This window comes from Micromonospora sp. M61 (assembly GCF_018070245.1).
Lineage (GTDB): Bacteria > Actinomycetota > Actinomycetes > Mycobacteriales > Micromonosporaceae > Micromonospora > Micromonospora zamorensis.
This window is the reverse complement of the sequence record NZ_JAGPYA010000055.1, coordinates 1-22,653: the sequence shown is the minus strand read 5'-3', so window position 1 is coordinate 22,653 and position 22,653 is coordinate 1. Positions and strand designations below refer to the sequence as shown.

Genomic DNA, 22,653 nt, shown 5'->3' with positions numbered 1-22,653 from the left:
GGGGTACCGATTTCGCAGTGCTTCGGACGGAACCCGGGCCGACACATCCGCTACCCCTTCGGTCCAGGAGGCAGCCAATGCGAGCAATGGTCTACCGCGGTCCCTACCGCCTGCGCGTGGAGGAGAAGGACCGTCCCGCCATCGAGCATCCCAACGACGCGATCATCAAGGTGACGCGTGCGGCGATTTGCGGTTCTGACCTGCACCTCTACCACGGAATGATGCCCGACACCCGGGTCGGGATGACCTTCGGTCACGAGTTCGTCGGCGTGGTCGACGAGGTCGGTCCGTCGGTGCGCAACGTCCGGCCGGGTGACCGGGTCATGGTTCCCTTCAACGTCTACTGCGGGTCGTGCTTCTTCTGCGCCCGAGGTCTGTTCAGCAACTGCCACAACGTCAACCCCAACGCCACCGCCGTCGGCGGCATCTACGGTTACTCGCACACCTGCGGCGGCTACGACGGCGGCCAGGCGGAGTACGTCCGGGTGCCGTTCGCCGACGTCGGCCCGAGTGTGATCCCCGAGTGGATGGACGACGACGACGCCGTCCTGCTCACCGACGCGCTCGCCACCGGCTATTTCGGGGCCCAGCTCGGCGACATCGTCGAGGGTGACGCGGTCGTGGTCTTCGGTGCCGGACCCGTGGGTCTGTACGCCGCGAAGTCGGCCTGGCTGATGGGTGCCGGCCGGGTCATCGTCATCGATCACCTCGACTACCGGCTGGAGAAGGCGGCGGCGTTCGCCCACGCCGAGACCTACAACTTCGGCGAGTACGACGACATCGTCGTACACCTGAAGAAGATCACCGACCACCTGGGCGCCGACGTGGCCATCGACGCCGTCGGAGCCGAGGCGGACGGCAACCTCCTGCAGCACGTCACTGCCGCGAAGCTGAAGCTGCAGGGTGGCTCCCCGGTCGCCCTCAACTGGGCGATCGACTCGGTCCGCAAGGGCGGCAACATCTCGGTGATGGGCGCGTACGGGCCGATGTTCAGCGCCGTGAAGTTCGGCGACGCGCTGAACAAGGGGCTGACTCTGCGGATGAACCAGTGCCCGGTGAAGCGTCAGTGGCCGCGCCTGTTCGAGCACATCCGCAACGGCCACCTCAAGCCCAGCGACATCGTGACCCACCGGATCCCGCTGGAACACATCGCCGAGGCGTACCACATCTTCTCCGCCAAGCTCGACGGCTGCATCAAGCCGCTGATCGTTCCGAACGCCGCCTGACCGGACCGGGAGACCGACCATGCCCTACACAGCCGACAAGCCGAAACTGGCCGAATCCAGCGACGAGCTGCGTGCGCGTATCCCTGGGTGGGGTGTCGACCTCGACCCGAAGGACCGGCCTTCGGTGCCGAAGGAGCGGTTCGACCCCACTCTCAACGGTGCGCACTGGGAGTTCCCCGAACGGCAGCCTGAGAAGTGGCCGAGGGAGAGGTCGATCGAACACAAGTTCCTCACCCCGGTCTTTGGCACCTCGTGCCCACCCAAGGGGCTCTCCGGGCTGATCCGCCGATACTCCTACCGCACCTACAGCGAGGGACGCGCCGCCCACTGGCTGCTCCTGCTCGCCGCCGACCGGGTGGACGTGGTCGAGAGCACCTTCGCTTCGTTCCTGAGCCGCCATCCCGACAACCCGGTCACCGAGACCGGCGTCCTGAGTGAATTCACCCACCACGGTCTCCCGTCACGGCTGCGCGGCAAGCGGGTCGACCGCGTACACCACCTGCTCGACCCGGTCCTCGTCGCCACACCCTGGGTGCTGGCCGCAGGGGTCGGCTATCTGGCCCTCCGTCGAGTCGCCAGCCGCGGGCGAGACTAGGGCCCGTTTCGCAAGGACTGGTCGGCCGTCGACGGGCATGGTTCGGCGACGGTCGACCGGCTCCACCGCCCGGCGACCCGGGTGCAGCGCCGGGGCAGCGCCGCGTCGGCAGGCCCGACACCACCGATGCAGGCGGTCGCGGTGATTCCGGCGGCACGTCGCTCGGGTACGAAGACACCCTGCGCGCGATCCGTCCTACAGGTCCATGGCGTACACCCGGACCTGGCGGCCGGTGTCCGGCTGCACGGTCTCGCGCTCCAGCGACATGCCCAGCTTGACCATTACCCGGGCGGACGACTCGTTGCCGACGATGTGGATGCTGACCAGCCGCCGCAGGTCCAGCTCGGAGCGAGTGTGGGCGACAACGGCCTGGGCCGCTTCGGTGGCCAGGCCCCGACCCCAGTACGCGCGGCCGAGCCGCCATCCGATCTCCACGGCCGGCATGATCTCGGGTAGGAAGGTCGGCACCGCCAGTCCGGTGAAACCGGCCACCTCGCCGGTCTCCTTGATCTCCACCGCATACAGGCCGAAGCCGTGCTCGTCCCAGTGCCGCTGATAGTTGGCCAGACGCTTTGCGGTCGCGGCACGGTCCAGCGTGTGCCCATCATGGATGTAGCGCATCACCTCCGGCTGCGCGTTGACCGCGGCGAGCGCGTCCAGATCATCGCTTCGCCAGCGGCGCAGAAGCAGTCGCGGAGTCTCCAGGGACGTGGCACCAGCAGAACTCGTCGGGTCGGACACGTCCTCTTCGTAGCAGATCGGCACTCCCCCAACTTCCCGGGATCTGTAAACAACCCTTGATATTAAACTTCACGAACGTCAATATGTGGAGGTCGCGGGTCGCCGAAGCCTGGGGAGTGAGCCATGAGAAGCCGTCGGATTTTCGCAGTGGTAGCCGGGGCGGCGATGACCCTCACGGCCGCCGTCGCCTTCGTACCCAGCAGCATGGCGGCCGTGTCCTCGGCCACCGCCGTCCCGATGGTCGCCTGCACCGCCCCGGCCTGGGCCGAGGGCACCACCTACCAGGCGGGCGGCCAGGTCACCTACGGCGGCCGGCTCTACCAGGCACTGGTCACCCACACCGCGCACCCCGGCGCCGGCTGGAACCCCGCCGCGACCCCCTCGCTGTGGCGTGACCTGGGCGCGTGCTCGGGAAGCACCCCGCCGCCCACCACGCCACCACCGACGACCCCTCCCCCGACCACACCACCACCGACCACCCCTCCCCCCACCACGCCGCCGCCAACCGGGGGGACCTGCGCGGTGAAGTCGCGGCCCACCGGCAAGGTGTTGCAGGGCTACTGGGAGAACTGGGACGGCGCCTCCAACGGAGTACACCCCGGCCTCGGCTGGATCCCGATCACCGACAGCCGGCTCAACCAGCACGGCTACAACGTGATCAACGCGGCGTTCCCGGTGATCCGCTCAGACGGCACGGTCCTCTGGGAGAACGGCATGGACGCTGGCGTGAAGGTGGCCACCCCGGCCGAGATGTGCCAGGCCAAAGCGGCCGGCGCCACCATCCTGATGTCGATCGGCGGTGCCGCCGCGGGCATCGACCTGAGCTCCACTGCGGTCGCCGACCGGTTCATTGCGACGATCGTGCCGATCCTGACCGCCTACCACTTCGACGGCATCGACATCGACATCGAGACCGGCCTGACCGGCAGCGGCAACATCAACACCCTGTCGACGTCGCAGGCCAACCTGATCCGGATCATCGACGGCGTGCTGGCACGGATGCCGTCGAACTTCGGCCTGACCATGGCACCGGAGACCGCCTACGTCACCGGCGGCAGCGTGGTCTACGGCTCGATCTGGGGCTCGTACCTGCCGATCATCAAGAAGTACGTGGACAACGGCCGGCTCTGGTGGCTGAACATGCAGTACTACAACGGCAGCATGTACGGCTGTGCCGGCGACTCGTACCCGGCGGGCACCGTGCAGGGCTTCACCGTGCAGACGCAGTGCCTCAACAACGGCCTCACCATCCAGGGCACCACCATCCGCGTCCCGTACGACAAGCAGGTCCCGGGCCTGCCCGCCCAGATCGGGGCGGGCAGCGGCCACATGTCCACGTCGTTGGTCACGCAGGCCTGGAACTCCGTGCCCGGCCTCAAGGGCCTGATGACCTGGTCGGCGAACTGGGACGGGTCGAAAGGGTGGACGTTCGGCGACAACGTGAAGCGCCTGCAGGGCCGCTGACCGACTCCGCTCCGAATCGCCGGCCCGGACCTTTCCGGGCCGGCGATTTCGTTCATCGGCAGTCCCGGGACCTTCACAGGCCCTCGGCCCTATTCGGGCTTGACCCGCTTATCGGCCCGCCAGCTCTGATCGCACCAGCTCCAGCAGCCGCCCCAACCAGTTGGCGCCGCCCGAGTGCCATTACCCCGATCCCCAATCGTTGTAGAGCAGCCGAGCATCGCCGGTCTTCTCCAGTTGTTGCGCCATCGCCGGATGCCGGCCGAACTTGTCCCGAAGCAGCGCGGCCATCACACCGAGCCGGATCGTAGGCCAGTCGTCCCGCCGTGGTGCGTTGGTGGCCAGGGTCCGGGCGTCAAGGCCGCGCTCAATGGAGGCGATACGGTCGTGCCAAGCGGCATCGTCGGTCGAGAGTGCCCAGTAGGCGTGCATGACGGTCGGATACTCCTGGCCGCCGTGCACGACTGGCGCCGGATAGTCGATCTGCAGGACCTCTAGACCCGGCGGTTCCGGCCAGCCGTTCGGATAGACGCGGCCGCCAGGCCGCAGCGGAATCGTGGTCGCGGTCTCCGGCCCGTCCGCCGCGTTCTGCTCCTGCGACTCGGCGACAGCACGCTCGCTCCGGCGGAAGTATTCCAGCGCCCGCTCCTGCATCTCAGGAGTCACGGAGAGCGTATGGTCCGGGTGCCTGGCCGGGATCGTCTCGCCCGACGCGGCGAGCAGGATCCGCACCGGCACGTCGTTCTGGTCCATGTCGCCGAGCATGTAGATCCGCCGGTGTTCGGGCACCGCAAAGTACCGCTCACGGACGATTTCCAGGTTGCCGGGGCTCGGCTCGGCAGCGTACGAGATCAGAGCGTCCCAACAGCGTCCGGAAGAGTCTGGCCGGTCATTGAGCCGATCCACCTCGTCGACGAGGTCACCGATAACCAGTTCCGGTGTCAGCCAGGACGCCAGCTGCGCCGGACCGGCGGCGGTGCCGGTGACGATGATCTTCGCGTCTTCCGGCGGCGCCAAGGTTAGGGTGCCGTCTTCAAATGCGGCACGAAGGCCGTCGAAGTCGGTCGGATTCCACCGCCAGACAACGACGCCGTCCGCGTAGACGCAGAGTGGGGTCAGAACGTAGTGGTCTCGTTCACGGACGAAGATCAGGCGTTGCCGCCCTCGCACAACATCATTTTCGACGGTGCGCCAGGTCGCAGTGGTGTCCGGCATGCGGCAAGTCTAGAGATCTTGGACGATCCGGTAGGCCCAGCGTCATGGTGAGGGGACGATTCACTGGGAGCGATACCAGACGGGGCGGAATTCAACCTTCCCGATCGCTACACTCGCCGCAACGCCGGCACCGTCCGCAGACCCCAGCCTGCGCCATCCCCATCGAATGGAGACGCCTGTGACCCGCGACAAGGCGGCACCCCCCGGCATCGACCCCAACATTCCCAGTGTGGCGCGGGTCTATGACTTCTTCCTGGGGGGCAAGGACAACTTCGAGGTCGACCGAAAGGTCGCCGAGCATGCCCTGCGGATCACACCGGACGGGCCGGCAGCCGGCCAGGCGAACCGGGCCTTTCTGCGTCGGGTGATCCGCTTCCTTGTCACCGAGGCGGGCATCGACCAGTTCCTCGACATCGGATCGGGGCTGCCCACCCAGGGCAACGTGCACGAGGTCGCCACCGAGCAGAACCCGAAGGCTCAGGTGGTGTATGTGGACAATGACCCGATCGTCCTGACACACGGACGGGCCCTGCTCGCCGCGGAGGGCACCGCGACGGTGATCCAGGCGGACATCCGGGAGCCGGACGCGATCCTCAACCACCCGGACGTACGTCGGTTCCTCGACTTCGACCGGCCGATCGGGTTGCTGCTCTTCGCGATCCTGCACCACCTCGGCGACGACGAGGACCCGCGAGCGGTGGCGGCCGCGTTGATCGACGCACTGCCCTCCGGCAGCTACGTAGCGATTTCGCACTTCCGCGACCCGGGCGAGCGAGACCCGGAGGGCTCCCGCAAGGCCCGCGAGGTCGAGCGAATCTTCAACGAGTCGCTGGGCACCGGCCGCTGGCGCACCGACGAGGAGATCCTCTCGTTCGCTGACGGGCTGACCGTGCTGGAGCCGGGACTGGTGCCGCTGGCCGAGTGGCGCCCAGAGCCGGATGCACCGGCTGCGGCGCAGACCGACACCTATCACACCTTTGTCGGGCTCCTCGCCCGCAAACCGTAGGCTCCGCCTTCCGTCGAGGTCCGTCGGCGAGGGGACCCCCGCCGACGGACCCGGTTGGTGCACAGGCCGGCGTACGCGGCCAGGTATCGGCGCAGGGCGGTCGCAGTTGTCAGGTACGGGCCTGCAGCCAGGCCCGGAGCCGGTCCAGCAGGTCCCGGTCGGGCGGCGGGGGCAGGGCTCGGAGCAGTTCGTCCTCACTCGCGGGACGGGCCGCCAGCGCCGCGTCTCGCAGCAGCGACCGGTCGACGGAGACGCCGCCGGTGACACCGACGTCCACATCACCACGGCGGAGCACGTACGCGTGGCTGTCCTCGCGCCGAACGTACGTGAGCCCGGCGCCCTCGGGCGTGCAGGTGGCCTGGAAGCACAGGTCCTGTCCGGCGAAGGTGACGTGCAGCGCCACCCGCACGCTGGCGGCACCGCCGGTGTGGTCGGCGGGTGCGTAGCCCACGCCCGGAGGGATGCCGAGTGGTTGGGCCCGGTAACCCGGTAGGTCGACCACGAACAGGCCGGCTGGCCGTTCCTCGGTGGGCAGATCGACGGCGGTCGCCGGGCGTAGCGTGCGGGTGGCGCGGCGCAGCAGGTCGCGGTCGACGGCCAGCGAGCCGAGGACGACGACGCCACGGTCGCCGCGGGTCACCTGGTATCCGTGCTCGACGACCCCGCGAAGATAGACCGCCCCACCCGGTTCGGTGGCGCAACTCTCGACCGTCGGGGCGGAGTCGAGGTGCGGCTGGCCACACTCCCCCCGCGCGTCGCCGACGACAGGGCCTGCGATCACGTTGACGTGGCGCGCTGGCGGCACCGCGGCGAGATCGGCGGGCGCGAACTCCCCACCACCCAGTGCGCCGCCGTAGGCGGGATCGACCGGGCGGTATCCGGGAACCTCGACCACGTACGCGGTCCGGTGGTCCTGGGTCGCGTACCGCAGCCGCTCGGTGACCTCGTCCGGGCCGGAACGGGCGAGCGCGACCATGCCAAGGCCCAGAAGGCCGACCAGCGCGAGCCCGGCGGCGAGCCGCGGTCGCCACCCGCGCAGCAGCAGCCCGGCGACGAGGACGTACGGCACGCCGCCCAGAAGCAGGGTGAGCGTCCCGTCGGAACTGACGCCGAGCCCCACCTCGTCGGTCCAGCGCCAGGCGAGCCGGGCCAGGGCCAGCCCACCGACGAGCACCAGCAACGCCCAGAGGCCGGGACGGGTGCCGAGGACCGTGACGGAAGCCGTGGACCGGGCGATCAGGCGCAGTAGCCCGACGCCGAGGACGACCACGACCAGCAACCCGACCAGCACCGCGCCCCAGCCGACGAAGAGCAGCGGGGCCAGCGCGGGAATGGCAGTGGTCAACAGCGCCGACCCGAGCATCCAGACCGCGCCGAGCTGCCCCAGGGCGCGCCACCCGGGGGTCGACTGGCCGCCCCAGGCCCCCGTGACGTCCGGCTCCGCACCCATACAGGAGGTTGTAGCAGCAGGCCGCCAACGGTCGCGACGCGACGTGAACGCCGGCACCACCGGGACGACCTGCGTACGAGATCGGCTCGGGCACGACGTGGGTCCTAACCCGGCCGCCGCTGAAGCTGCTGGAGCCCGATGACGCGAAGAAGGTCGAGCTTCTGCTCGTCCTCGGAGTCCGGCACCGCCGTCATCATCACTATCGTCTGGTCGCCGGGGCCGCCGGTGAACGTGTCGCAGTCCACGATGATGTCCCCCACCAGCTCCGTGTGCAGGGTTTTGCGGCTGGTGCGTAGTTCCCCGACCGTCCCGGCCTTCCAGCGCCGGGCGAAGCCAGGGGAAGCCTTGAGCAGACGATCGATCAGCTGGGGGATATCCGGATCGTCCGGGTAGCGGCCGGCCGCTGTACGCAGGTGACCGACGAGGTCTCGCGCGTACGCCTCGTCGTCCTCGGGGGTGTGCGTCACCGGGATGGAACCCGCGAAGTACATCCAGGTGACATTGCGCTCCAGCCGGGTCAGGCTGGACGGGTCACCGAACAGAGCCGCCCAGAGTGGATTCCACAGCACCAGTTCACCGATCGCGGTATGCACCGCCACAGCCACCGGGGCGTTGCGGAACCGGTCCACCATCCGCTGCGCGCTCGGAGTCACCTGTCGGGGCACGAATCCCGCCGGCGGTACGGCCGCGCCCGCGACCCGGAACAGGTGGTCGCGTTCCAGGTCGTTCAAGCGCAGCGCCCGGGCCAGCGAGGCCAGCAGCTGCGGCGAGGGGTGACGGGCCCGGCCCTGCTCCAGGCGGACGATGTAGTCCACGCTCACCCCGGCGAGCAGAGCCAACTCCTCACGACGCAGCCCGGGAGCGCGACGGCCCAGGCCCGGGGGCAGGCCCACATCCGCCGGGCGTACCCGGTCCCGCCATGCCCGGAGGACCTGCGCGAACTCATCCACGTCATCCATGATGCCCGGCATCCGGCGCAGTGGGTGGTACTGCTGGTCCCACCGTCGAACAGGGCCTGCCGGTCGATCCGGCGGCGGCGCACATTGGGTCGCATGACCACAACTTTGGTGACCGGAGCCAACAAGGGCCTCGGTCTGGAGACCACCCGCCGCCTGATCGCCGCTGGCCACACCGTCTACGCCGGCATGCGTGACCTGGCCTCCGGCGATGCCGCCCGCGACCTCGGAGCCATCGCGGTTCAGCTCGACGTCACCGACCAGGACAGCGTCGACAAGGCGATCGGGTCGCTGCGAACCCTCGACGTATTGATCAACAACGCGGCCGTCGTGGGACCGTCGTGGGGCCTCGACGACCTGGACGTCGACGCGATGCGCGTGGCCTTCGAGACCAACGTCTACGGCGTCGTACGGGTCACACAGGCCGCCCTGCCCCTGTTGCGGCAGTCGTCCGCGCCGGTGATCGTCAACGTCGCCTCCGGACTCGGCTTCCCCCGCGCCCTGCTGGACCCGGAGGACGACTCCTTCAACGGATACATGATTCCGTACGCCAGCTCGAAGGCTGCGGTGCTCGCGCTCACCATTCAGTACGCCAAGAACCTGCCCGAAATGCGGATCAACGCCTCCGACCCCGGCTACACCGCCACCGACCTCAACAGTCACAAGGGGCACCAGACCGTCACCGAAGGCACCGACGCCACTGTCGCCCTGGCCCTGATCGGCCCCGACGGTCCCACCGGTGAGTACCACAACCGCCAGGGCCGGATCACCTACTGAACGAAAGGAACAATTGCAGTGACCGTCAGCGATAGTCGTGACTGGTATCTGCGGTACATCGCGACACTCAACGCCCATGAGCTCGACCGGATGGACGAGTTCATCGCCGACGAGGTCATGCTGAACGGCGAGCCGGGGACGAGGGACGATGTCCTCGCCGACATGCGGTCCATCGTCAACGCCGTTCCGGACATGCACTGGGAGGTCCAGGAACTGCTGTTCGACCGCGACCGCATCGCCGCGCGTGTGGTCAACACCGGCACCCCGGTAAAGGAGTGGCTCGGCGTCGCTCCGACCGGAAAGTCGTTCGAGATCGTCGAGTACGCGATCTACAAGGTCAACGACGGCCGTTTCGTGCAGATGACCAACCTGCACGACTCAGCCGATGTGAGCCGGCAGTTGACTGCCTGACCGCAGGACGATGGTCGGGCGGCCGCAGGGCCGTCCGACCATCGCCTGGGTGTCCCGGTTCGGAACACGGCCTGGTATCCCGCTCGACTGATGGTTGGCATGATCGTTGGAGTCGGGTCGTGCGGCGTCGTACCCCACACCACCCGACATTGGTGCATCATGGTTTCCCATGTTCGTGGACCAGCGGCAGTTCCCTTTCCTGGCCGACCTTCGGGCACGGTGGGATGCCATTCGAGATGAATGCCTTGCTCTCCCGCTTGAGACCTACCAGCCGTGGGTCCAACGCGAGATGTACGGCCAGGGCTGGAGCGTCTATGGACTTGTCGCCTTCGGGGAGCGGATCGAGGAGGCGCTCGAAGCATGCCCGAACACTGCCTCCGCGTTGACGAAGATCCCTCACCTGACGACCGCTGGGTTTTCTCGGATGGCTCCTGGCACCCACATCAAGCCACATCAGGGATGGGTTACCACCGTTTACCGCGCGCATCTCGGACTCGTCGTGCCGCAGGACTGCGCGCTGCGAGTGGGCGACGAAACTCGACAGTGGCGCGAGGGTGAAACCTTCGTCATCGACGACACCGTCACCCACGAGGCGTGGAACTACGGCACCAGTGACCGCGTTGTGCTCCTGTTCGATTTCGTCCGTCCCGGCTGCGAGGACATGCCGCAGGATGAACTGCCGGCCTCGGTGGCCGGCTTCGTACGGCGCGGCGGATGAGCCAGACCACACCAGAGCACTCCACGGCGATGTCTCATCCCCCGTCCCGAGAACCCCGCCGACCGCCGGGCGCGAGCTGCAGCACCCCCTGGGCATCACGCTCGATGCAGCGCGGTACGCGGCTACCTATTGACTGGTGGTACGACCGCAGCCCGGCCAGGCTTGGTCGAGGTGACCGGTGGGGTCGCTCTCATCGCGGCTGCCCACCGCAGGTTGGTGTGGCTCTCATCTGGCGTGCGCCCCGCCGGTCACCGCGGCGGTGAGAGGCTCAAGAGGGGACTGCCCGGCTCAAGGTAGCGCTGCCCTCCCGTCGACGAACACCGTCGGATCGAGGGAGGACACGGTGGCCCAGGTCATCATCGGCGTGGACCCGCACAAGCGTTCCGCCACCATCGAAATCATCAACGCCCGGGAGAAGTCGCTCGGGCAGGGCCGGTTCGGCACCGACCGCGACGGCTACCAGGCCATGCTCGCCGCCGGTCGCAAGCACAAGGACCGCCTGTGGGCGGTCGAGGGCTGCAACGGCATCGGCCGGCACGTCGCTCAACGCCTGGTCGCCGACGGCGAGACCGTCGTGGACGTCCCTGCGAAGCTGTCCGCCCGGGCCCGGGTGTTCGCCACCGGCCAGGGCCGCAAGACCGACCCGGTCGACGCCCGCAGCGTCGCTGTGGTCGCCCTGCGCACCGACGGTCTGCGGCAGGTCGTCGCCGACGACACCACAGTCGCGTTACGGCTGCTGGTCGACCGTCGTGACCAGCTCGGCCGAGCCCGCACCGACGTGGTCTACCGGCTGCACCACCTGCTACTCGAACTGGTGCCCGGCGGCGCGAAGAAGGACCTGTCCGCCCAGCAGGCCCGCGCCCTGCTGGGCACCGTGCGCCCGCGTGACGTGGTCGGCAAGACCCGCCGGCGGCTGGCCTCCGAGCTGATCGGCGAACTCGTCGTCATCGACAAGAAGATCAAAGCCGCGAAACAGGAGCTCACCGACCTGGTCGCCAGCACCGGAAGCCGGCTGATGGACCTGACCGGCATCGGACCGTCCGGCGCCGCCCGCCTGATCGGCGACATCGGAGACATCGCGCGGTTCACCAGCCGCGCCCACTTCGCCTCGTGGAACGGCACCGCACCGATCGATGCCTCGTCCGGCGATCAGAACCGGCACCGGCTCTCCCGGGCCGGGAACCGGCGCATCAACCGGGCGCTGCACATCATGGCCATCGTCCAGCTACGCCGTGACACCGAAGGGCGCCGCTACTACCGGCGCAGACTGGCCGCGGGCAAGACCCCGATGGAGGCCCTGCGGGCACTGAAGCGGCGGCTGTCCGACATCGTCTACCGACAGATGGTGGCCGACGCGAAGCTGGTCAGGACGGGTCCGGGAGGACACGCGGGGGCGACTCTGCAATCCAGCGCGGCCGACCTGAACCCCGAGATCGACACTTCGGAAAAGTCACTTCCCGGACCCGCCACACCCCAGCCTAGAACAGCCCTCACCGCGGCCTCTTGACACAGAGGGGTGCCAGATGCGCACGTTGGGGATGACCCCGTGAAGTTGTGGATGAGCGGGATGTTTGCCCGGTCCGGACGGGATGCGAGGCTGAACGCGTGGCCTCCCGATCGACGTACACGTGGACGACCCCGGCTGCCCGGCGGCTTGGTACGCACCTTGGACGCGTCGATGTATCTGATGACCGGCGAAAACGCGGTGGAGTGTCACGGAAGCGGGCTCACCCTGCGCAGCTCGATGACATCCTCGCCCAGGTGGAGATCGTCGCCGGGTTTCTCGGCTCGTACGCCCGCCAGTCCCTGAGCCGGCGCGACGCCCGCCGCCGGTGACGCCCGGATGAGCTTGGTGTCGGCGTTCGTACCGATCTGGATCCTTACTGCGGTCGGCTACGCGGCCTGTCGTTGGGGCCTGCTGGGTGAGGCGGCGGCGGCGGTGCTCGGCCGATTCGTGTTCCAACTTGCGATGCCGTCCGCCCTGTTCCTAGCCCTGTCCCACATGCCGCTCTCCGGGTTCGCCGGCCGCCCCCTGCTCGCCTTCGGGGTGAGCACGGCCGCGGTCGTCGGGTTCGGCTGGGCCGGCGCGAGCTGGCTGTTCGGTCGCAAGCCCGGCGAACGGCCCATCTGGGGCATGGCCGCCGGGTACGTAAACTCGGCGAACCTCGGCATCCCCATCGCAACGCAGGTTCTCGGCAACGTGTCGTTCCTGGCGGAGGTGGTGCTGCTGCAACTTCTGGTGGTGACGCCCGTGATCCTGATCGCCCTGGACCGGCACAGCGACCCGGCCGGGCGGGTACGGGCCCGCCGTCTCGCCTCCCTGCCGGTACGCAACCCCGTGATCCTGGCGTCGCTGCTCGGTGTCGCGTGCTCGGCTACCGGCCTGCACCTGCCGTCGACGGCCAGCGCGTCACTCACCCTGCTGTCGGGCGCCGCGGTGCCGACCGCCCTGGTCGCGCTCGGCGCGTCGCTGCACCGCACGGCGCCGTCGCGGGACGAGCCGGCCAAGCCGGGCGAGCTGGCCATGATCACCGCGCTGAAGCTCGTCGCACAGCCGGTCATCGCGTACGCGGCCGGGCTGGCCTTGCACCTGTCCGCACCGCAGTTGCTCGCCGTGGTGGTGTGCGCGGGCCTGCCGACAGCGCAGAACACGTTCATCTACAGCCAGGAGTACGGCGTCGGCGAGACGGTGACCAACCGAGCGGTGGTGGTGACCACGACGCTGTCGCTGGCCACCCTGGCCGCGGCGGCGACGCTGCTCGGGTAGGCCCGGCGACGTCGTCAGTCGAGGCCCGCCGTCAGCGGCAGATCAGTGCGTCGGATCAGGTCGGGACTCAGGACGTAGAGGATCGCCAGTCACGGGTCATCGCCATGATGCGCTCCGTCACAGCTTGCGGGTCCACCAGCTGGTTCAGATGCCTGCCTGGAACGTGGTCGACGGCCCAGCCGCGCTGCCTCGCATCGATGGCGACCGGCTCGTACGGTGGACCGAACAGCAGGTAGCCGCACGGCCGGTCGTCCCAGCCGGCCGGGGTGGGCACAAGTTCCTCGTAGTAGCTCAGCGGCAGCCGGGGCTGTTCGGCCGACACAGCTCTGCGCGTCTGCGCGTCCGGGAACATCGGCGCGACGTCGGACTCGTCCCACCACGCCGTCCATTGCGGAAGCCGACCGTCGGTCACCTTCGGGCCTAGAAACTCCAACAGCTCAGGTGGCGCGACAGGCGTCGGTCCGGCGGGTGACGGCAGCGCCGCATCGACGAACAGGCAGCCGACGATCCGTCGGGAGGTTGCTTCCACGATCACCGGCACGAAGAGGCCAGCGTTGCTGTGCGCCACGATGACGACGGGTTGGTCCGGCGGTAGCCGGTCGATCGCGGCTCTGACCTTTTCGGCGACGGACCGCCAGAACGGCGGACGCGCATCCGCGACGCCCAGGAGTGACGGCACGATGGCCACCGCGCCCGAGTCTTCGAGTGTCTGCGCTGTCGACGCCCAGGTGAGGGGCCCGACCGACGGACTGTGCACGAGAACGTAGGCGGCGTTCATGACCACACCCTTCACGATTCGGCCCGCAGGCCGCCACCCCACTCGCCGACCAGCGATACGTGCCCATCCCGCCGCAGCAGAGATGCGCTCGGACCGGAGAGACTTTGTTGGCTAACCATTGAACTGTTCCCATTCGAGGCGAGAGCGTAGGGGCCTCAGGGCTGAGCGTTGCCGGCTGCCGACGCTCAGCCAGATACCACTCTCGCCGTAGTCGGCGGCCATGGCGACCAGTCCGGGAGCCACCCAATGGCGGGTCGGGTCGCCAGGTACACGCATCGGTTGCAGCGGAACGGGAACCAGATCCTCGACGAACCGGTCCAACACCTCCGGGGTGACCGTGGCGAAGCCGGTGAACGGTGAGGTGCTCACCGCTTCGTTGAGGGCGAACTGGAGCAGGAAGCCGCTGAGGCGTTCCCGTTCGCGCAGCCGCTCCGGGCCGCCGTCGTACCAAACGACCGGATCGTCGTCGGTAGGGTCGATCAACGCCACCCAGACGCCCTGATTCTCGGCCGCGAAGACCACCAGCGGCTCGTCTTCCAGGTACTCGATCCCGTCGAGCGGCTCGATGAAGTCCTGCTGGCCGAGGATTACCTCGCGGCTGGCGGCAATGCTGTGGAACGCCAGCAACGGCGCCGGAAGTTTCATGGCCGCTTGTTGGGGTGTGGCCGGTGGCGCCGGCACATCGACGTACCAGGCGGTCAGAAACGAGCGCAGTGCCCGGGTCAGGTCCTGCGGCACATCGTCCAGCCAGTCGATACCGGGTACCGGCAGCGTCGTCGTCGGTCGCACCTTGTCCAGCAGTCCGGGGGGAAGGCGCTCGCCCCACGTCAGTTCAGCGAACTTGAGTGACCGCTGTTCCCCCGTGTACGGGTCCATTCCCCGGTAGATGCTGCAGGCTTGGTAGAGCTTCCCGAGAGCCAGGCAGCCATCGGCCATCTTGACAAAGCCCAGAAGCGGCTGATTGGACTCGTTCTTCGAGGTCATCCACTGAGTCGCCTCGCTGGGCAAAGGCTCCCGCAGCACCAGTGTGTTCTCGTTGTCGACTGCGTTGCCGTGGGGCCGGTCTCCGGCGTCGACGATCACGACCAGAGCGTCGGCCCCGTACGCGAAGGTGACCCCATCACCATGCACGACCTCGACGTTCAGGCCAGCAGCACCCACCGCCGCCCGCTCCGGGACAACCGACCATCCCTCGATCATCGGGCGAGTATAGGAGCCCGGATCGAACCGACATCGTGCGCTGGCGCTGGCAACTTGCCGTTGCAGGGGTGCCTGGCATACCGACCGCGCTGACAGTAGCGGGACCGGGACGGACGTCTATGCCTCGGCACCAGCGACGGGCGGATCTCGGATTGTTCGGCGAGATAGCTGCGACCTGCCGAGTCCAGGGTTGACCACCAACCGTCGCCGCCTCCGCAGACAGACTACGGCGGTGACACGCGCCGGCCGCGGCCGGCGCGGCGAGGAAGAACTGGCTCCTGACAAAGACGCTGGTTGGCCATTCAGTTGGTCGTCGGCCAGCGCCGCTATGCCTTTTCGGGGTGTCGGTACCTTTCGGTCAGAGGCTTCACCAGGCGGTTGGCGCGGGCGCGAGCGGCGGGGTCGTCGGGACAGACCGCCGGGCGGATTGCCTGCTAGCCTTCGCCGCCATGTGGACCGAGGAGATCGTGGCCGGCCGACCGGCATGGAGGCATGTCCCGTCGGGGGTCGTGTTTCGCGAGGTTCCGGGCGGCACGTTTCAGATGGGCCTGTCCGAGGCAGAGCTCGACGCGGTACGCGCTATCGAGCGCAGTGGTGGCGTCGAGGACACGGTCGAGCCGTTCCTCGCCAACGCTAAGGACGCACAGCCGGTACGCGAGGTGCGGGTCGAGCCGTTCCTGCTCGCGCGGCACCCGCTGACCGTGGCGCAGGTCCGGCACTGGCTGCCCGAGTACGAAGACGACTACGCCGAGGCAGACACCGGCACCGCCCGGCTTGAAGGCGATCTGGAGGACCTGCTCAAGTTGTTGCCCTTCCAGCTGCCCAGCGAGGCGCAGTGGGAATACGCGGCGCGGGCCGGCACCACCACGCTCACCTTCCGCGGTGACGGGAAACCCGACGAGGACCAGCTCCTCGACGACTTCGGAGACGAAGCGCGGACGGCCGCCAGCGAGAACGCGTTCGGGCTGGCGGCGCTGGGCTCGGCGAACGAGCTCTGCGCCGACGTGTGGACTCCCGGGTTCGACGGCGCGCCGGCAGACGCGCTGCCACGGACCGGTGACGGGCCCCGGACCGTACGCGGTGGAGCCGCCGACCTCTACCCGTGGCAGGGCTGTGACGAGTGGCTGCTGCTGCTCTCCGCCACCCGGTACGAACACGCCGACTTCACGGCGGTACGCCCAGCCGCACCACTGCCACCCCAGTGATGGTGGTCTGAGCGGAGGGCCGACGACGGGCGGCAAGCCAGGGACGGGCCTGGGCGTCGGATCGGTGCGCCTGATGCTCTTCAGCCCGGCCGCGGACCTGCCGCAGCAATCAGTGATCTCGGTCCCGGCCGAGGAAGCACGACAGCAGGTCCCTGAACTCGTGCGGGTGCTCGATCGCCGGCACGTGCCCGCATCGGCCGAGCACGTGCAGGCGGACATCGGTCAGGTGTTCGAGCAAGGGCTGGGCTGCCGTCTCAAGTGGGGTGACCCGGTCCTCGGCGCCGTGTACGAGCAGCACGGGTGCGCACACCGCTGCCAGCGTTTGCGCCGAGAGGGTGAGCTCGTCGACCCATCGTGCCCTGGGTGGAGGGAACAACGACGCGAATGCGGCCGCCCCCGCTCGCATCGCAGCTGCACGGGCATCGACGGCCGAATCGGTCACGAGCGCTTGGTCGAGGACGAGGCGACTCAGCATGTCTCGTGCCCCGACCGTGCCGGCGGGGGCGGCCCAGATCGCGTCGAGCTCGGCGGACAGCGGCGCCCCGGGGGCGCCCATCGTCGAGACCGCCACGACACGGGTGACCTGCTGGGGGCGCGCAGCCGCCAACGCCAGCGCCACGGCACCGCCCATGGAGTGGCCCACTACGGCGTAGTGCTCGAACCCGAGAGCATCCATCAGGCCCGCGGCCTGCTCCGTCCACAGCCGGAGCCCACCCCTGGAGCCCGCCGGGACAGGCGTGCGGCCGAAGCCCGCCTGGTCAGGAGCCACCAGGTGCCAGGACGTGCCCAGCGCCTGGGCCGTCGTTGCCCAGGCGCCGGACCCGGTCGTGCCGGGTCCGGAGCCGTGCAGCATCAGCACCGCGGGCCCGGTGCCGCTCTCCAGGACGTGGATGGGTGAGCCGTCGACTGTGACGGTCCGAAGTGCCGTCACCGGGGCAGGGCGGGTGCGCTCATGCCGATGCGGGGCTGACGGACTTCGAGAAGACCTCCATCATCGCCCTGCCGAATTGCGGCATGTCGGGCCATCCCCGGCAGGAGACGAGGTTGCCGTCCACGACGTCGGGAGCGTCGATGACCGTCGCGCCCGCGTTTTCCATGTCACCGGTGATCGGGGGGAAGCACGCCGTCTTTCGACCCTTCAGCAGCCCGTACACCGCTGGCACCTGCGCGCCGTGGCATACCAGCGCGATGGGGAGGTTGCGCGCGAAGAAGTGCTCGGTGATGCGCCTGACGTCGGCGTCGACCCGGATCCACTCGGGGGCACGTCCCCCGGGGATGATCAGGGCGTCATAGCGCTCGACGTCGACCTCGGCCCAGGGCACGTCGACCGGCAGCTTCCGGCCGCTCTTCTCCACGTAGGCGTCGGAGTTGGGGTCGAACTCGTGGATGACCAGTTGCACGTCACGCATCGTCCGTGACGAGACGTCAACGTCCCAGCCGCCCTCCTGCACGCGATAGTAGGGGTACATGGTGTCGAGCTCCTCGGCGGCGTCGCCGGTCAGGAGCAGCGCTCTGGGCACCTGCTTCTCCTCGCATCTGGGGGCGGGTGAGGTGGATCCAATCCGATCCGATCAGGATTGGGTTAGCATTCCTCGGCCCAGCGTGCCCGTCAAGCCTCTACCGCCACTCCTTCCGCGCCCTCGACCTCGTCGAACAATCGTCGGAAACGCTCGCCGGACCGCAGGATGTGCCGACGCATCGCGTAGGCGGCGGCGTCGGGGTCACGCGCGGCGATCGCGGCCACAATGTCCTCATGCTCGGCCATGGCCAGGTGAGTGACCTGGGTGTCGTGGTGAAGCCGGAAGAGGTGCACATGGCTGTGCAGGCGAGCGAGCGCTTCACGGATGACCTGGTTCTCCGCGCTCAGGGCGACGAGATCGTGAAAAGCGGCGTCGCGTAGCCCGAAGGCGCCATAGGCCATCGGCTCGTTGCCCCCCTCCAACTCCGCCATCTCCTCCAGCATTCGTCGCAGACCGGCCACCTGCTCCGAGGACGCGCGTTCCGCGGACCTGCGCGCCGCCGCCGGTTCGAGGAGCAGCCGGACCTCGAGCATGTCCTCGAATCGGTGACGAGTGATCTGGGGAGGAATGCGGTAGCCGGCATGAGGAACACGTACGACCAGGCCCTCGGCCTCCATGCGGTTCAGAGCGTCTCGGATCGGCGTCTGCGAGACTCCCAGCTCTCGCGCGAGGACGTCGATCGTGACGCGGGAGCCAGGCTCGATCCGTAGCGACATCAGCTGTCCGAGCAGCGTGTCGTACACCTCGTCGGCGAGCCGGCCACCAGATCTTCCCGGCGGCATTCCGCCCGTCACGGCCCTACGGCCCCGCGCGGTCATCGCTTCGTCGTCCATCGTGGCGTGAGGTCCTTCCTTGCGTCTTCGGGAAGCTGTTGACATCGATCGCAGCGCTGCGGGATGCTGACGCCCCCACTCGGATCGTATAGGAAAGGTGTCGGATGCCCGCCATCCCGCACCCATGGCGGGGCCGCCAGCCATCGCTCTACTTCGATCACCTGAAGCTCCCCTAGGCATGTTCGACGTCCTGCTCGGTTCGTCACCCGGCCGTAGATGGGCCGAAGGACTGTTCGACAGCATGACGACCCAGTACATCGCGGCGCACTCGTGACGCCGGTCCGCGGGTCGGCCCCCGCGGCAGCCGGGCAACACGCCTGCACAACCCAGCAACTGCTCGGCGAAGCACATAGCGAGGTTCTAGAAGTCCCCACCCAGAAAGCAGGCATAAAAATGCGCTATCCGAAGCGAATAGGAAGAATGTCCGCTCCCGGCCGAAAGGTACGGCTGGCGACGGCGGCCATGCTGCTGGTGGCCACGACCGTGACGGCTTGCGGCGATGACAAGGACGACGGCGGGAAGACGAGCGCCCCCAAGGCGCCGGCGACCATCCCGGAGCTCACCAAGGACCCGCTGAACCTCAGCTTCATCTGGTTCGACTGGCCGCCCGCCCAGGCACTGGAAGCCTTCGCGAACGCGGAGTACAAGAAAGAGCGGCCGAACGCGACCATCAAGGTCAACACCGTGCCGAACGCCAACTGGCACGACGCGATGTTCACCCAGTTCGCCGCGCGCAAGACCGACTTCGACATCGCGATCCTGGACTCGCAACACATCGGCGAGGCCGTGACGAACGGCAACATCCTCGACCTCACCGACTTCGTCAAGAACAACATCGACGTCGCGGCCTACAACCCGTACCTCCTGGCGGCGTACGGCCAGTTCCCCCAGGCGGAGACCGGCAAGCGCGACGAGAACGCCAGCTTGTACGGACTGCCGCTGCTCGGCGACACCTGGACGATGATCTACCGCAAGGACCTGATCGGCGACAAGCCACCGCAGACCTGGGACCAGATGATCTCAGCCGCCGAGAGGTGCCAGGCGGACAACCCTGGCGTCAGCGGGCTGGCTTTCCACCAGGCCAACGGCTCCGACGCCGCGGCCGTCACCTACAACACGGTCAACGGCGTCTACGGCGGCAACCTCTGGGACCCCAAGAACCGCAAGATCGAGGGCGTCCTCAACGACGCTGCGGGCCAGGAGGCGATGGACGTCCTGGTCAACAAGATGAAGCCGCTGACCGCCAAGGGCTCCGGCAACTGGTTCATCGACGAGGTGAACGCGGCGGTCGCTCAGGGCAAGGCCTGCATCGCGTTCAACTGGATCGCCGCGAGTGGGGGCCTGCTCGATCCGAAGCAGTCGACACTCGGCACCACGCGGGAGCAGATTCTCAACAAGCTGGGGTTTGCCACCCTGCCGAGCCAGAAGACGAACCTGGTGCCGCTTGGCGGTATGGGTATGCACGTGTCGGCCTACTCCTCCACGGCAAACCAGGCGGAGGCCCTGAACTTCATGAAGTGGTTCGAGCGGGCTGACATCCAGAAGAAGTGGGCCGCGGCGGGTGGCGTGCCATCGCGTACGGACGCCCTGGAGTCGCCCGAGTTCCTCAATGCCGGGCCGTTCAACCAGGTGTACACCGACTCGGTTCCGCGGATGCGGGACATGTGGAACGTGCCCGAGTACGCGCGCCTCGTCGACATTGAGAACACCAACGTGAACGCGGCTCTCAACGGCGCGAAGAAGCCGAAGGATGCGCTCGACGACATCGCCAAGGAGCAGCAGAGCGTGCTCGACTCGAGCAGCCGCAAGGGCGGCGGCGGACTGTGAGTGACGCCGTCCCTCTGAAGACCGATCACCCCGGGCAGGTGGCGTCCGCGACGCCACCTGCACCGGGTCGGTCCCGCCGGTTGAGCGACCGCTGGCTCGCCGTTACCTTCATCTCCCCCGCGATGCTGCTGTTGCTCGCCATGTCGGTGTTCCCGTTGCTGTGGGCGTTGTACCTGTCTTTCACCGACTACTCGGCCACTCGCGGAGGGCCCGCCAATTTCATCGGGTTCGGGAACTACACCGCCATCCTGACGTCGGCGCAGGTCCACACGCGTGCCTTGACGACGTTGATCTACGTGGTCGGCGCGGTCGGCCTGCAGACCGTGCTCGGGTTCGGCATCGCCTACCTGATCTCACGGCGCACGCATGGGCGAGGAGTGCTGACCACTCTGTTCCTGGTTCCGATGATGCTGTCGCCGGTCGTGGTCGGGCTGTTCTGGCGATTCATGCTCGACGCGCAGTTCGGTGTGGTCAACAGCATGCTCGGCTCGCTCGGCCTGGGGCAGGTGGAGTGGCTCACCCGGCAGCGAACAGCACTGCTCTCCCTGATCGTGGTCGACACCTGGCAATGGACGCCGTTCATCATGCTCATCGCACTCGCGGGCCTTACCGCGGTTCCCAAGTACCTCTACGAGGCCGCCTCGATCGACCGGGCGTCGGAGTGGTTCCGGTTCCGCACCATCACTCTTCCACTGGTATGGCCACTGCTCCTCATTGCCGTGATGTTCAGGGCCATCGAGGCATTCCGGCTGTTCGACCTCGTCTACATCCTCACCAACGGAGGCCCGGGTGTCTCCACCGAGACGTTGTCGTTCCACATCTACAAGGTCGCGTTCCTGGGCTTCAACACCGGAACCGCTTCGGCGTACGGGATCCTCATGGTCCTCGTCGTCATCGTCCTCACGCAGTTCTACCTGCGCTACCTGAACAAGCTCAAGGAGGGCTGATGGCCGTCTCCGTCGACGAGGCCGTGTCCACAGGTCCTGCCCGGGATCACACTCCCCCCGCGCGCCGCCTGGGCGGACGGGGCCGCTCCGCGCTGGAGGTCACGCTGCTGACCGTGCTGGCCGTCGTGATGCTCTTTCCGGTGCTGTGGATGATCGAGACGTCCATCAAGGAGAACCGGGACGTCTACGCCATCCCGGCCAAGTTCTTCGACTTCACTGTCACTCTGGCCCATTACAAGGACGTGTTCATCGCCCCCGACGGCGGTCGCTCGGCCTTGTCCGTCTCGTTCCTCAACTCCGTCGTGGTCGCCGGAGCTTCCACGGTGCTGGCCACCGTGCTGGGGGTCCCGGCGGCCTGGGCCTACTCACGCTTCGCCGTCAAGGCCAAGAAGGACCAACTGTTCTTCATCCTGTCCACGCGCTTCATGCCGCCCGTGGTGGTCGTGATCCCGATCTTCCTCATGTACCGCCAAGTCGGACTCATCGACAACAAGCTCGGCTTGATCCTCATCTACAGCGCTTTCAACGTCCCGTTCACGATCTGGATGATGAAGGGGTTCGTCGACGAGGTGCCCGCTGAGTACGAGGATGCCGCCATGCTCGACGGCTACACCCGTTTGCAGGCGTTCCGGCGATTCACCCTCCCCCTGCTCGTGCCCGGCATCGCCGCGACGGCGGTCTTCGCACTCATCTTCTCGTGGAACGAATTCGTGTTCGCCACCTTCCTCACCTCCAGCGACGATGTCCGCACGGCCCCACCCGCCATCGCCGGCCTCATCGGCGGCACCACCACGGACTGGGGTCTCGTGGCCGCCGCCTCCGTGGTGTTCGCCCTACCGGTGCTCGTCTTCGCGTACCTCGTGCGCAGGCACCTCATCGCCGGTGTGACGCTCGGGGCGGTGCGACGCTGATGGCGGGCATCGAGGTGACCGCCCTGCACAAGCGCTACCCGGACGGGACGGTCGCGGTCGACCACGTGGACCTGTCCATCGACGACGGCGAGCTGTTCGTGATGCTCGG

Annotated in this window: 23 protein-coding genes; 14 read left to right on the top strand and 9 right to left on the bottom strand. The window is 68.0% G+C overall.

Features of this window, described 5'->3' with window-relative positions; all coding sequences use genetic code 11:
* Positions 1 to 77: 77 nt before the first annotated feature.
* Positions 78 to 1,226 carry a zinc-dependent alcohol dehydrogenase gene (locus KBX34_RS25865; RefSeq protein ID WP_210927466.1) on the top strand — a complete coding sequence of 383 codons (1,149 nt, stop codon included), beginning with the start codon at positions 78 to 80 and terminating at the stop codon, positions 1,224 to 1,226.
* A gap of 19 nt (positions 1,227 to 1,245) precedes the next feature.
* Positions 1,246 to 1,821 (top strand): hypothetical protein, encoded by a 576-nt coding sequence (locus tag KBX34_RS25860; RefSeq protein ID WP_210927465.1) that lies wholly within the window; start codon positions 1,246 to 1,248, stop codon positions 1,819 to 1,821.
* Between the two features lie 195 nt (positions 1,822 to 2,016).
* Here KBX34_RS25860 and KBX34_RS25855 read toward each other — a convergent pair whose 3' ends face one another.
* The gene (locus tag KBX34_RS25855; RefSeq protein ID WP_307871495.1) at positions 2,017 to 2,562 is read right to left on the bottom strand and encodes a GNAT family N-acetyltransferase; all 546 of its coding nucleotides are present in this window, start codon (positions 2,560 to 2,562) and stop codon (positions 2,017 to 2,019) included.
* A 123-nt stretch (positions 2,563 to 2,685) separates the two neighbouring features.
* Here KBX34_RS25855 and KBX34_RS25850 point away from each other — a divergent pair, with 123 nt between their 5' ends.
* Entirely contained in the window at positions 2,686 to 4,026 is a 1,341-nt protein-coding gene (locus KBX34_RS25850) for a carbohydrate-binding protein (protein ID WP_210927461.1), read from the top strand.
* Positions 4,027 to 4,206: 180 nt separating this feature from the next.
* On the opposite strand, the gene KBX34_RS25845 is transcribed toward KBX34_RS25850, so the two are convergent.
* A complete protein-coding gene (locus KBX34_RS25845) occupies positions 4,207 to 5,238 on the bottom strand; it encodes an NADAR family protein (RefSeq protein WP_210927459.1) in 1,032 nt (343 codons plus the stop codon).
* A 178-nt stretch (positions 5,239 to 5,416) separates the two neighbouring features.
* On the opposite strand from KBX34_RS25845, the gene KBX34_RS25840 reads away from it, so the two are divergent.
* A complete protein-coding gene (locus KBX34_RS25840) occupies positions 5,417 to 6,244 on the top strand; it encodes an SAM-dependent methyltransferase (RefSeq protein ID WP_210927458.1) in 828 nt (275 codons plus the stop codon).
* A 109-nt stretch (positions 6,245 to 6,353) separates the two neighbouring features.
* On the opposite strand, the gene KBX34_RS25835 is transcribed toward KBX34_RS25840, so the two are convergent.
* A complete protein-coding gene (locus KBX34_RS25835) occupies positions 6,354 to 7,694 on the bottom strand; it encodes a hypothetical protein (protein WP_210927454.1) in 1,341 nt (446 codons plus the stop codon).
* 104 nt (positions 7,695 to 7,798) lie between these two features.
* Positions 7,799 to 8,644 carry a helix-turn-helix transcriptional regulator gene (locus tag KBX34_RS25830; protein WP_210927452.1) on the bottom strand — a complete coding sequence of 282 codons (846 nt, stop codon included), beginning with the start codon at positions 8,642 to 8,644 and terminating at the stop codon, positions 7,799 to 7,801.
* A gap of 102 nt (positions 8,645 to 8,746) precedes the next feature.
* Between KBX34_RS25830 and KBX34_RS25825 the strand changes: the two genes are divergently transcribed.
* From KBX34_RS25825 to KBX34_RS25805, 6 genes are all read left to right on the top strand, one after another.
* Positions 8,747 to 9,427 (top strand): SDR family NAD(P)-dependent oxidoreductase, encoded by a 681-nt coding sequence (locus tag KBX34_RS25825; protein ID WP_210927451.1) that lies wholly within the window; start codon positions 8,747 to 8,749, stop codon positions 9,425 to 9,427.
* A gap of 18 nt (positions 9,428 to 9,445) precedes the next feature.
* Positions 9,446 to 9,838, top strand: a complete 393-nt coding sequence (locus KBX34_RS25820) for an ester cyclase (RefSeq protein WP_210927448.1) — start codon at positions 9,446 to 9,448, stop codon at positions 9,836 to 9,838.
* A gap of 169 nt (positions 9,839 to 10,007) precedes the next feature.
* The gene (locus KBX34_RS25815; protein ID WP_210927446.1) at positions 10,008 to 10,556 is read left to right on the top strand and encodes an aspartyl/asparaginyl beta-hydroxylase domain-containing protein; all 549 of its coding nucleotides are present in this window, start codon (positions 10,008 to 10,010) and stop codon (positions 10,554 to 10,556) included.
* 343 nt (positions 10,557 to 10,899) lie between these two features.
* Positions 10,900 to 12,063, top strand: coding sequence for an IS110 family transposase (locus KBX34_RS25810; protein WP_210927445.1), 1,164 nt, complete (start codon positions 10,900 to 10,902; stop codon positions 12,061 to 12,063).
* Between the two features lie 203 nt (positions 12,064 to 12,266).
* Positions 12,267 to 12,392 carry a hypothetical protein gene (locus KBX34_RS34110; protein ID WP_282102678.1) on the top strand — a complete coding sequence of 42 codons (126 nt, stop codon included), beginning with the start codon at positions 12,267 to 12,269 and terminating at the stop codon, positions 12,390 to 12,392.
* A gap of 7 nt (positions 12,393 to 12,399) precedes the next feature.
* The gene (locus KBX34_RS25805) at positions 12,400 to 13,323 is read left to right on the top strand and encodes an AEC family transporter (RefSeq protein ID WP_210927441.1); all 924 of its coding nucleotides are present in this window, start codon (positions 12,400 to 12,402) and stop codon (positions 13,321 to 13,323) included.
* A 67-nt stretch (positions 13,324 to 13,390) separates the two neighbouring features.
* Here KBX34_RS25805 and KBX34_RS25800 read toward each other — a convergent pair whose 3' ends face one another.
* Together KBX34_RS25800 and KBX34_RS25795 are read right to left on the bottom strand one after the other, a co-directional pair.
* Complete coding sequence (locus tag KBX34_RS25800) at positions 13,391 to 14,101, bottom strand: alpha/beta hydrolase (protein ID WP_210927440.1); 711 nt, start codon at positions 14,099 to 14,101, stop codon at positions 13,391 to 13,393.
* Between the two features lie 111 nt (positions 14,102 to 14,212).
* Positions 14,213 to 15,301, bottom strand: a complete 1,089-nt coding sequence (locus KBX34_RS25795; RefSeq protein ID WP_210927438.1) for a hypothetical protein — start codon at positions 15,299 to 15,301, stop codon at positions 14,213 to 14,215.
* A 449-nt stretch (positions 15,302 to 15,750) separates the two neighbouring features.
* Between KBX34_RS25795 and KBX34_RS25790 the strand changes: the two genes are divergently transcribed.
* Positions 15,751 to 16,506 (top strand): SUMF1/EgtB/PvdO family nonheme iron enzyme, encoded by a 756-nt coding sequence (locus tag KBX34_RS25790; RefSeq protein WP_210792672.1) that lies wholly within the window; start codon positions 15,751 to 15,753, stop codon positions 16,504 to 16,506.
* 109 nt (positions 16,507 to 16,615) lie between these two features.
* Here the strand turns inward: KBX34_RS25790 and KBX34_RS25785 are convergent, their stop codons facing one another.
* The 3 genes from KBX34_RS25785 to KBX34_RS25775 all read right to left on the bottom strand — a co-directional run bounded on the left by KBX34_RS25785 (position 16,616) and on the right by KBX34_RS25775 (position 18,859).
* On the bottom strand, positions 16,616 to 17,359 hold the full coding sequence (locus tag KBX34_RS25785; RefSeq protein WP_247672243.1) for an alpha/beta fold hydrolase: 744 nt from the start codon (positions 17,357 to 17,359) through the stop codon (positions 16,616 to 16,618).
* 97 nt (positions 17,360 to 17,456) lie between these two features.
* Complete coding sequence (locus KBX34_RS25780; protein ID WP_210792670.1) at positions 17,457 to 18,026, bottom strand: DJ-1/PfpI family protein; 570 nt, start codon at positions 18,024 to 18,026, stop codon at positions 17,457 to 17,459.
* Between the two features lie 89 nt (positions 18,027 to 18,115).
* Entirely contained in the window at positions 18,116 to 18,859 is a 744-nt protein-coding gene (locus KBX34_RS25775) for a GntR family transcriptional regulator (protein WP_088947638.1), read from the bottom strand.
* Positions 18,860 to 19,321: 462 nt separating this feature from the next.
* On the opposite strand from KBX34_RS25775, the gene KBX34_RS25770 reads away from it, so the two are divergent.
* From KBX34_RS25770 to KBX34_RS25760, 3 genes are all read left to right on the top strand, one after another.
* Positions 19,322 to 20,686, top strand: a complete 1,365-nt coding sequence (locus KBX34_RS25770) for an extracellular solute-binding protein (protein ID WP_247672240.1) — start codon at positions 19,322 to 19,324, stop codon at positions 20,684 to 20,686.
* An 80-nt stretch (positions 20,687 to 20,766) separates the two neighbouring features.
* Positions 20,767 to 21,633, top strand: coding sequence for a carbohydrate ABC transporter permease (locus KBX34_RS25765; RefSeq protein ID WP_225854939.1), 867 nt, complete (start codon positions 20,767 to 20,769; stop codon positions 21,631 to 21,633).
* The gene (locus tag KBX34_RS25760; RefSeq protein WP_210927432.1) at positions 21,633 to 22,544 is read left to right on the top strand and encodes a carbohydrate ABC transporter permease; all 912 of its coding nucleotides are present in this window, start codon (positions 21,633 to 21,635) and stop codon (positions 22,542 to 22,544) included. Before KBX34_RS25765 ends, KBX34_RS25760 begins: the two co-directional genes overlap by 1 nt.
* The last annotated feature ends 109 nt before the right edge of the window (positions 22,545 to 22,653 follow it).